The organism is Bifidobacterium aemilianum (assembly GCF_003315635.1).
In the GTDB taxonomy this organism is placed as follows: Bacteria; Actinomycetota; Actinomycetes; order Actinomycetales; family Bifidobacteriaceae; genus Bifidobacterium; species Bifidobacterium aemilianum.
Genome location: NZ_PDCG01000004.1, coordinates 1 through 10,282 on the forward strand (window position 1 = coordinate 1; position 10,282 = coordinate 10,282).

General features: G+C 62.2%; 7 protein-coding genes, 1 tRNA gene and 1 pseudogene. 4 read left to right on the forward strand and 5 right to left on the reverse strand.

The window, feature by feature from the left end; all coding sequences use genetic code 11:
• The 3 genes from CRD60_RS05135 to CRD60_RS09445 all read left to right on the forward strand — a co-directional run.
• A partial coding sequence (locus tag CRD60_RS05135; RefSeq protein WP_201737218.1) for an InlB B-repeat-containing protein occupies positions 1 to 2,900 on the forward strand: 2,900 nt, incomplete at its 5' end.
• A gap of 186 nt (positions 2,901 to 3,086) precedes the next feature.
• On the forward strand, positions 3,087 to 3,323 hold the full coding sequence (locus CRD60_RS05140; protein ID WP_113860237.1) for a hypothetical protein: 237 nt from the start codon (positions 3,087 to 3,089) through the stop codon (positions 3,321 to 3,323).
• Complete coding sequence (locus CRD60_RS09445; RefSeq protein WP_113860238.1) at positions 3,316 to 3,606, forward strand: DUF4160 domain-containing protein; 291 nt, start codon at positions 3,316 to 3,318, stop codon at positions 3,604 to 3,606. Before CRD60_RS05140 ends, CRD60_RS09445 begins: the two co-directional genes overlap by 8 nt.
• Before the next feature lie 160 nt (positions 3,607 to 3,766).
• Here CRD60_RS09445 and CRD60_RS05150 read toward each other — a convergent pair whose 3' ends face one another.
• The 3 genes from CRD60_RS05150 to CRD60_RS05160 all read right to left on the reverse strand — a co-directional run bounded on the left by CRD60_RS05150 (position 3,767) and on the right by CRD60_RS05160 (position 8,103).
• Entirely contained in the window at positions 3,767 to 6,448 is a 2,682-nt protein-coding gene (locus CRD60_RS05150) for a polyribonucleotide nucleotidyltransferase (protein WP_113860239.1), read from the reverse strand.
• Between the two features lie 516 nt (positions 6,449 to 6,964).
• The gene (rpsO, locus tag CRD60_RS05155; protein ID WP_113860240.1) at positions 6,965 to 7,234 is read right to left on the reverse strand and encodes a 30S ribosomal protein S15; all 270 of its coding nucleotides are present in this window, start codon (positions 7,232 to 7,234) and stop codon (positions 6,965 to 6,967) included.
• Positions 7,235 to 7,473: 239 nt separating this feature from the next.
• Positions 7,474 to 8,103 (reverse strand): hypothetical protein, encoded by a 630-nt coding sequence (locus tag CRD60_RS05160; RefSeq protein WP_236630860.1) that lies wholly within the window; start codon positions 8,101 to 8,103, stop codon positions 7,474 to 7,476.
• 487 nt (positions 8,104 to 8,590) lie between these two features.
• Here CRD60_RS05160 and CRD60_RS05170 point away from each other — a divergent pair.
• A pseudogene (locus tag CRD60_RS05170) lies at positions 8,591 to 9,007 on the forward strand (type II toxin-antitoxin system HicB family antitoxin).
• A 536-nt stretch (positions 9,008 to 9,543) separates the two neighbouring features.
• On the opposite strand, the gene CRD60_RS05175 reads toward CRD60_RS05170, so the two are convergent.
• Positions 9,544 to 9,617 (reverse strand) — tRNA-Gly (locus CRD60_RS05175).
• Between the two features lie 58 nt (positions 9,618 to 9,675).
• The gene (locus CRD60_RS05180) at positions 9,676 to 10,149 is read right to left on the reverse strand and encodes a holo-ACP synthase (RefSeq protein WP_113860242.1); all 474 of its coding nucleotides are present in this window, start codon (positions 10,147 to 10,149) and stop codon (positions 9,676 to 9,678) included.
• Positions 10,150 to 10,282: the final 133 nt, after the last annotated feature.

A 10,282-nucleotide genomic window follows, 5' to 3' on the forward strand; every position in this document is an offset into this window, starting at 1 on the left:
TCACCCGTTTGACGAGTCTGGATTTGGGGTCCAATGATCTCAGGGACGGCAGCCTGGCGCCCCTGGGCACGGGCTCGCTGACCTTGTTGGCCAGACTGTGCCTGGATCAGAACCACCTGACCGACCTGACGCCGTTGGGCAGCATGTACAACGGCGCCAATCCCAACCGCAAGCTGCCGGCCCTGGCCTATCTGGACGCCTCGGGACAGGCCATCACCATGCCCGAGCTGAGCACCAGCCTGAACAGCGTCCTCACCCTGGGACCCGCCAAATGGGACTACCACAACGGCTACAGAGACTACACGCTGGTCGCTCCCCCCAGCGGCGGCACCGCCAACCGCCTCACCGGGGGCACCGCCCGCGGAAGCATACCGGCCGCCCCCTCGCCCATCAACCCCGACACCACCTGGAAGGACGGGAACGGCACCCCCATCGCCAACGGCACCTGGCCCAAGGACACCTACTCCAACAGTTCCAACGGCACCATCCCCACCGGGGCAGGCACCATGAACTGGGCCAGACGCGGACCAGGCACCTACACCTACGGCTTCAGAACCCAAAAAACCCAGGGCGCCGGCATTAACTCCACCCCCGCCGGCGCCGACGGCACCATGATCTTCTCCGGCACCATCACACAAAAGGTCACCTACTCGGACGGCGGGTGCACCGTGGACTCCAGCACCATCACCGACTGCTTCACCAACAGCGACGGCGACAAACTCCCCAAAGCCGTCGCCAACGCCCTGGGCAAGACACCAAGCTCCACCTTCACCAGCACCGACACCACGGCGGCCAGCCTGAACCTGGCCGGCAAAGGCCTCAAGGACCTCACCCACCTGGACCGCTTCTGGTGGCTGGACACCCTGGACCTAAGCGGCAACCAGATCAGCGACCTGACCCCCCTCAAGGACAACACCCTCCTGACCAGTCTGAACCTGAACAACAACAAACTCACCGACCTCACCAACCTCAACCGTCTCACCCGTTTGACGAGTCTGGATTTGGGGTCCAATGATCTCAGGGACGGCAGCCTGGCGCCCCTGGGCACGGGCTCGCTGACCTTGTTGGCCAGACTGTGCCTGGATCAGAACCACCTGACCGACCTGACGCCGTTGGGCAGCATGTACAACGGCGCCAATCCCAACCGCAAGCTGCCGGCCCTGGCCTATCTGGACGCCTCGGGACAGGCCATCACCATGCCCGAGCTGAGCACCAGCCTGAACAGCGTCCTCACCCTGGGACCCGCCAAATGGGACTACCACAACGGCTACAGAGACTACACGCTGGTCGCTCCCCCCAGCGGCGGCACCGCCAACCGCCTCACCGGGGGCACCGCCCGCGGAAGCATACCGGCCGCCCCCTCGCCCATCAACCCCGACACCACCTGGAAGGACGGGAACGGCACCCCCATCGCCAACGGCACCTGGCCCAAGGACACCTACTCCAACAGTTCCAACGGCACCATCCCCACCGGGGCAGGCACCATGAACTGGGCCAGACGCGGACCAGGCACCTACACCTACGGCTTCAGAACCCAAAAAACCCAGGGCGCCGGCATTAACTCCACCCCCGCCGGCGCCGACGGCACCATGATCTTCTCCGGCACCATCACACAAAAGGTGTACAAGTATGATGTGACGTTCAAGCCGGGCAACGGGGAGGCGGACTGGACCCAGCACGTGTACAGCGACAAGGCCATCGAACCCAGCCAGCCCAGCTGGATGCACTATACGTTCAAGGGCTGGTACACCGCCGCCACGGGCGGCTCCAAGTGGGACTTCGACACCAAGCTGACCGACAGCATCACCCTGTACGGCCAGTGGGAGCCCATCATGCACCTGGTGGTGATCGACACCGACGGGGGCACGGGTCCCACCAGCCGCACCATCCACGAGGGCGACCCCATCGGCGCCATCCTGACAGCCAAGGAGGGCCACCACCTGGGCACACCAGCCTGGGTCAAAGTCGTGGGCAACACCGAGACGCCGTGGAACCTGACAGCCGACCCGGTCACCGCTCCCATGAGCGTCAAGGCCAAATGGCAGCCAGACCAATACACCGTGCGCTTCGCCAACCCCGACAGCACGGCCACACCACCGGCGGACCAATCCGTGCCCTATGGGTCCGGCCCCACCGACCCGGGGGCGCCCACCCCACCCGACTACGGGCCCAGCGAGGCCACACCCGCCTTCAAGGGATGGTGGACCCCCAAGGGCAAGCACTGGGACTTCAGCGCCGGCGGCAGCACCATCGGCCACGACGAGCTCGACGACCCGGGCCACACCATGACCCTGACTGCCCGATGGACCCGACAGGTCACCATCAGCTTCGACCTGGGCGGGGCGCCGGGGGCCACGCCGGCCGGCCGGACCATCGACAAGGGCGACACCCTGGCCGTGGCCAGCCTGCCCGCCGTCTCCTGGAGCGGGCACGCCTTCCAAGGCTGGTGCACCGACAACCCACCAACCAGACCATGGACCGGAGGCACCGTATCAGCCAACATGACCCTGCACGCCAAGTGGGCCCTCATCCACACCGTCACCATCCACGCCAACTGGCCCGGAGCCTCACCGTCCACCGCCACCCGCACCATCATCGACGGACGGAACGCCAGTAGCGAACTGGCCGGCCTAGGATGGAGCAGGCCAGGCTGGACCCGCACCCGCTGGACCCTCGACCAAGCCGGCACCCAGCCCTACACCAACCAACCCATCACCACCGATATGGACATCTGGGCACAATGGTCACCCAACCTCACCCAACTCCCCCACACCGGAGGACCACTCGGAGCCTGGACCGGACCAGTGGGCCTTGGGTTGGGATCGCTCGTGCTACTGGCCATCGACGGCCTCGTGTCCACCAGACGCAGGAACACGCGAGGCCACACGCTCAGGCGCTAAAAGACGCCTGAGCGAAGCCCGCACAAGACCGGGGCCACGGCACAGGGGATGCCGTGGCCCCCTTTTCATACCCACGCGAACAATCACAATCACAGCGGCCGGCTTGGGCGTAGCTCTGCCGCTTCCAGCGAAACTTGCGGAACGCTGCCATGTGACGACATACTGAACATAGAAAAGGAGGCTGAGATGACCAAGGCTGAGCACGTGTTTATTCAGAACGGCATAAGAACCGAATGGGATGACGATACCATCACCATCACCGAGGAAGGATTTCCTCATACAGCGACCCTTGACAACCAAGGAAACATTCTCAGCTCCACGTTCGGAAAGGATGGCATCAGCTTTCTCAATTACTATTGGGGAAAAATCATGCCTATGATTACCGATCTGCGTAACCTAGACCGGCAATACGCAAATGCCTGAGGTTTTCGTTCTTGATGGATACGCCGTCTATTTTTCCGCACTGGACAGGAACCATGGGGTCCATGTGCACGTTCGTAAAGGCAAGCAGCTAGATTTAGCACGCTTTACCATCAGTTCAGACCGAACCGTCGAGCTTGCGCACAACCACGGGAGACTTTCACAGTCGACCATCAATTATCTGCAGACGACAATCGCAGATACTATCGAAGAAGTACTGAGTCTCTGGGTCGTTTTTTCGGACCTAAGTATCACTTCGACAAGTAATTTCATGCACGGCTCCTGATCTGGGGTGAGCCGAGCCAGACCTGAACACTTCAGCAGCGAAAAACAATTGTGGGCGGCCCCTGGTCGGGGTCGCCCACAATTCTTGCTGGAGCCGGGTCAGCTGTATTCAGCTGACCTCAGCAGTCCGGATCTATCAGTCCTCGACAGCGCTGCGGCTATCAGTCCTCGGTCTCGAAGGGATCGAAGTCGTGACGGATGCGACGGCGGGGGCGCTCGGAGCGCTCCTCGCGGTCGGCGCGGTACTCGTTGTAGGTATCGTCATCGGTCGCGTAGCGGGGGTTGCGGTCGTCGCGGCGGCCACGGCCACCACGGCGGTCATCGTGGTCGGAACGGCTGCGGCGGTCGGACCGGCGATCATCACGATCATGGTCACCACGCCCGGCGCGGTCGGAACGGCGGGAATCGCGGTCCTCGTCCTCATAGCGGTCCTCATGGCGGCCACGGCCACCACGGCGGTCGTCATGGTCACGGTCGGAGCGGCGATCATCGCGGTCGTCACGGTCATGACCACGGTAGCCACCACGGTCACCGCCGCGATCTCCACGGTCCCCACGGTCACGGCCACCGCGGTAGCCTCCACGGCGGTCGTCGCGGCCACCACGGTCGCCACGATCACGGCTGGGACGGGAGGATTCCTGGTCCTCGAAGCCGGGGATGGCCAGGGAGATCTTGCCACGGTCGTCCACACCCTGGACGATGACGGCGACCTCGTCGCCCTCCTTGAGCACGTCCTCCACGGCGTCCACGCGCTCACCATCGGTGAGGTTGCGGATCTGGGAGATGTGCAGGAGGCCGTCGGTGCCGGGGGTCAGGTTGACAAAGGCGCCGAAGCTGGTGGTCTTGACGACCTTGCCGTTGAAGGTCTCGCCGGCCTCGGGCACATGCGGGTTGCCGATGCCGTCGACGATCTCGCGGGCCTTCTCGGCGGCATCGCCGCCCTCGGAGGAGATGTAGACGGTGCCGTCATCCTCGATGGCGATCTCGGCGCCGGTCTGCTCCTGGATCTGGTTGATCATCTTGCCCTTGGGTCCGATGACCTCGCCGATCTTGTCGACCGGCACGTGGGTGGTGATGATGCGGGGAGCATAGGGGCTCATCTCGGCCGGGGCGTCGATGCACTCGGTGATGACGTCCAGGATGGTGGTCCGGGCTTCCTTGGCCTGCTGCAGGGCTGCGGCCAGAATATCGGCGGGAATGCCGTCCAACTTGGTGTCCAGCTGCAGTGCGGTGATGAACTCGGAGGTACCGGCCACCTTGAAGTCCATGTCGCCGAAGGCATCCTCAGCACCCAGAATGTCGGTCAGGGTCTTGAAGATGTGCTTGCCGTCAACATCACCGGAGACCAGACCCATGGCGATGCCGGCCACGGGGGCCTTCAGGGGCACGCCGGCCGCCAGCAGGGACATGGTGGAGGCGCAGACGGAGCCCATGGAGGTGGACCCGTTGGAACCCAGGGCCTCGGAAACCTGCCGGATGGCGTAGGGGAACTCCTCCGTGTCGGGCAGCACAGGCAGCAGGGCCTTCTCAGCCAGGGCCCCATGGCCGATCTCGCGGCGCTTGGGAGAGCCCACGCGGCCGGTCTCACCGGTCGAATACGGAGGCATCTCGTAATTGTGCATGTAGCGCTTGGAGCTGGGACCGGACAGGGCGTCCAGGGTCTGCTCCATCTTGAGCATGTTCAGGGTGGAGACGCCCAGGATCTGGGTCTCGCCACGCTGGAAGAGGGCGGAGCCGTGCACGCGGGGGACGATGTCGACCTCGGCGGACAGGGTGCGGATGTCGCGCAGGCCACGGCCGTCAATGCGGTAGTCCTGGGTCAGGATGCGACGGCGGACAATCTGGCGCTGGAGTTCCTTGAAGGCGTTGCCCAGCTCCTTGTCCTTCTCGTTGGCATCCATGTCGAGGAACTCGTTGGCCAGCTGCTCGCGGACCTTCTCCTTGATCTCGTGAATGCGGTCCTGGCGGGGCAGCTTCTCGGCGATGGAGAGGGCCTCGTCCAGGTCGGCGTGGGCGATCTGGTCGATGCGGTTGTACAGGTCCTCGGTGTACTCGGGGAAGAGGGGGAAGTCCTTGGTCTCCTTGGCGGCAAGCTTCTTCAGCTCGTCCTGCGCCTCGCAGATGACCTTGATGAAGGGCTTGGCGGCCTCCAGGCCACCGGCCACGACCTCCTCATCGGGCTTGGTCTGGCCCTCATCATAGATGAGTTGCCAGGCGTTCTTGCCAGCACCGGCCTCAATCATGGCGATGGCGACATCACCGTTCTCAATGACACGACCGGCGACCACGATCTCGAAGACGGCACGGTCACGCTCGCTCCACTTGGGGAAGGCGACCCACTGGCCGTCAACCAGGGCCAGGCGCACACCGGAGACCGGACCCTCGAAGGGCAGGCCGGAGATCAGGGTGGAGGCCGAGGCGGCGTTCAGGGCGATCATGTCGTAGGCATCGTCAGGGTTGACGGCCAGGACGGTCTCGACGACCTGGACCTCATTACGCAAGGTGTGGGGGAACAAGGGCCGCAGGGGGCGGTCGATGATGCGGCAGGCCAGGATGGCCTCCGAGGACGGACGGCCCTCACGGCGGAAGAAGGAGCCGGGGATCTTGCCCGCGGCGTACATCTTCTCCTCCACGTCAACCGTCAGGGGGAAGAAGTCGTAGTTTTCCTTGGGGCTGGAACCGGCGGTCGTGGTCGACAGGACCATCGAATCGTCGTCCAGGTAGGCGGCTACGGCGCCGTCGGCCTGCTGGGCCAAACGGCCCGTCTCGAAGCGCAGGGTGCGCTTGCCAAATGTACCATTGTCTATTACGGCCTCAACGGCCTTGATTTCGGGACCCTCCAAGGGTTCCTCCTTTGTCTGTTCTTACTTCACTTACCACACGCTGGAACCGGTACCCACCGGCCAGCAATCATCCGAAGACCCCGCAGCATACCTGGCTGCGATCTTCTGTAGTTCTTCCGTCTTCCGCTCTGTTTCACTGTATCTTCAAATCCACTGTGCCATCAGAGCATATGAATTCTTGCAGATTCCCGGATATTCGGATGTTTGTCGGATGTTCTCCATCCATCGGCGGCCACCTGGCCACCTGTTGTTCTCTCTTTACTTGTATTCAGCTTGTGTTCAGCTGTATTGCTTACTGCTTACTGCTTGGCGGCCCTCACCTGAGGACCTCTGTCTCGTCTCGTTTCAACGTCAACCAGCAGCCACTGCAGGCCACACGACCTGCCCATCTTCCGTTTTCAGCACTCGACGCGGCCCCAATGCCCCTCCAAGCCGCAACATACCAGCGGGCTTGGGAGGGAGGTTCCGCAGCCATATGAAGCTGCCCGAGCGCAGGGCCCGGGCAGCAAGCACGACTTATCGACGCAGACCAAGCTGCTCGATGAGCGTACGGTAACGGTTGATGTCGACGCCCTTGAGGTAATCAAGCAGACGACGGCGCTTGCCGATCATCAGCATCAGACCACGGCGGGAATGATGATCATGCTTGTGTTCCTTCAAGTGCTCGGTCAGGTCGGCGATCCGCTTGCTGAGCAGGGCGACCTGGACCTCGGGGGACCCGGTGTCACCTTCGTGGGTCGCGTACTTCTTAACGATCTCTTGCTTCTCTTCAACCGTAAGTGCCACGGCATCCTCCTTATAGTAGCTGCGCGGTGCCAACGGCCCTATGCCGAAGCGCTCTGTATCCGCGGGCGAAACACGCCAAAGGCCCATTGTAAGCGAGGGTGTGGATTAAGAACGCGGCACGGGACGAAGCCTGGCCGTATGGGTGCGGCGCCCAATCAGACATGCACGGCCCGTCAGCGAAGGCCCACAGCGTACGAGCTGGGCAGGGCGGCCAAAGAACGAGTCGGACTTCAGGTCACCTAGAGAATACCGCCGAAAAGGATGAGGGCCAGGGCGATCAACTCGAACACGAAGAACATGATGAAGGCGGCCCAGGAGCGGGTGAGCACATTCAACGGCGAATCCTTGCGGACTAGAACCAGCAGCCCCACGAAAATCACGGCGAAGACGGCCACAGCCAAGCCAGCCGCGCAAATGCCGAGATTGGCGGCGTTGACCAGGTTGGAGGCTTGCCCGTAGACCACATAAGTGGAGTACCAGAAGTCGAACTTGAGCAGGGCGACCCCGGCGATCAACTGCTCCGCCGCCAGCGCGACCACAAAGATGATCCGCCAGAGCCAGCGGCGGGACTCGACCAGCGAGACGGCCAAGCCGGTGAACATGATCACCGTGACCGCCCAGGCTACCAGCGCGATACCCTGCGGCGCATAAGGCGTCAAGTGAACGATGATGGACTTGGTCCTGCGGATGGCCAGGGCACGGCCCAGCCAGTAGGGCACGATGATCGCGGCGAAAATCAGCAGACCATAGATGATTGCCGGCAAGGGCTTGGACCGCTCACGCTCGATATCCGCCAGCGACAGGTCGCTCTCCGGAATCGAAGCCTCTGGATGCTTGGACACATCCGTCGGCCCACTGACCACAACCATGCCCTTGCCTGTCCCACTAGCATCTTGGGAATTGCCCTCATTGCCAGCGGCGGCAGGAGCCAGGGACGAATCAGGCAAGCCGGCGGCAACGAAATCCCGCCGCTCCACCGAGCCATCGAATTCGCCCGTCATACCCACCTCACTCCGTAACACCATGTAATCCTCGCGCATGCAGAACCTCGCCACCGGTCCCCTGCCCGCGTCAATCACCGACATCCTACCCCAGCCCTTGGCCTGAAACCAATCACAGCCTTGACCTCTATGCGCACAATGTGTATTGCTGTGATATGAGATTCAGGGGGGGGGGGACGAACGAATCCTCCTCAGGGATGGATGGCGGTTCAGCACCCAACCCGGCAGCCACTGCCAATATGTCCACCCGACGAAATCAGGATGAGTGACCATCCCCAAACATAACGTCGACATCAATCCGACCACCGTCAAATCCATATGGAAGCAGGCTGGCATTACGGAAAAAGAGGACCAAATGAAACTCGCTTACCCCTCCATTCTCATCCCCTTCGAGGACCATTCGGGCGGCTAGACTGTCGAGTTCCCCGACCTGCCTGGCTATGTAAGTCAAGGCCGTACCTTGCCGGAGGCTCTCCTCATGGCCGAGGGCGCCGCCAGCGGCTGGGTGCTCGCGGAGCTGGAGAAGGGGAAAGGCGCCCCTACCGCCAGATCTTTCAAAGATATTCACCCTCAGACTGCTGGTGCGACAGTCTGCATGATTGCCTTGGACTTGGATGCCTACGCTGAGAAATACGGCTCAAAGGCAGTGCGCAAGAACGTCACCATCCCCGCCTGGCTGGACACCTGGGCCGGGCAGCAGGGCGTCACCTACAGCGGCACCCTACGCCAGGCCTTGGAGGAAGAGTACAAACAAGCCACACTGGCTCACTAAGGGGCTCCCATTCAACAGCTACCGGTCGCTGCCTCCATGGGGGGCGATGCCATATCTTGAAGGTCAGCCCCTGCCATCGTTGCCATAGCGCAACCAAGTTACTCATGGGCCCTCAACAGCAACCCCGGCAGCAATGAGGGCGCATTCAACGAGTGCATCTACCTCACAGTGGGCTCTATCTGATCCATCAAAACCACATATGAGCAATTCCCAATATAAGCTTTACCGCGAATCACGACCACGATTAGGCCTAACCCACACCTCAGCTTCTACGGTATGCCAAAGTAGTTCGACCCCACCCATACTTGAATGTATTCGTGCTCATCTAGGCATAGCGGTCAACCCTGCCCAACCATGCGGTCTCCCGACTGTCAGCCATACCTTTCCACAGGTGTAGCCGACACCGTAGCCTAAGCGCACCAAAAGCGGCCAAAACCAGTCCGAACTCGGATGCGGCCATCTTTCCCCGCTACGAACCGAAGCCTTGTATGACCTTCGTTCGCCGTTGGCATTCGGTGGTTGCCAACCCTCACATGTGGAGCGGATGACGGGAATCGAACCCGCGTAATCAGTTTGGAAGACTGAGGCTCTACCATTGAGCTACATCCGCGTGCGTGGCGCCCTGGGCGGCTGGTGCCGTCAGGAAGCAACTGTGCCATTATACACAATCACTGGCCCACGACAAGCAAGGCGACGGCCGAAGCCAAGCCGCCATCGTGGGTGAGGGACAGGCGCCAGGAAGGATGGGGGGTGGGGGTGGCTCCCGTGGCTGAAGGCAGCGAATCCTCAAGGGCCTTGCTGACACTTGGCGACATGATGACCTGCGGCCGGCCGCGTGAATCATCAAGAATCTCGACCTGCGACCAGGGAAAGTCGTCCAGGGAGTAGGGGTTGGACTCCTCCCCCAGCGACTGGCACCAGGCCTTGAGCACCGACTCCTTGCCGGCCCACTTGGCAGCCAGATGGATGGCCCGGCCGTCCCCCTTGGTCCGCCCGCGCTCGTCCGCCTGCCTGAGCTCGCGGGTGGAGAAGAGGGCCCCGAAGCTTGACCCAGGCTGATCCAATTGCCTCGCAAAGGCCGCGACATCAACAATGTCATGCCCCAGACCCAGCAGGTTCGTCAAGCTGCTTACCAAAGTCATCCCACTGCCCTCTCCTTGCATCATCAGCCATTGCCCACTGATCACAGAGACAAGCTAGGTGCCATCAGCACCCCCACACCCTACGCCCGTCACCTCGTCCCGTCACTCTACCGAATCGCTAAATGTCGTAAAA

Coding starts and splice junctions, on each gene's coding strand:
- CRD60_RS05140 (WP_113860237.1), top strand. CDS start 3,087: ATGACCAAGGCTGAGCACGTGTTTATTCAGAACGGCATAAGAACCGAA.
- CRD60_RS09445 (WP_113860238.1), top strand. CDS start 3,316: ATGCCTGAGGTTTTCGTTCTTGATGGATACGCCGTCTATTTTTCCGCA.
- CRD60_RS05160 (WP_236630860.1), bottom strand. CDS start 8,103: ATGGTTGTGGTCAGTGGGCCGACGGATGTGTCCAAGCATCCAGAGGCT.
- CRD60_RS05180 (WP_113860242.1), bottom strand. CDS start 10,149: ATGACTTTGGTAAGCAGCTTGACGAACCTGCTGGGTCTGGGGCATGAC.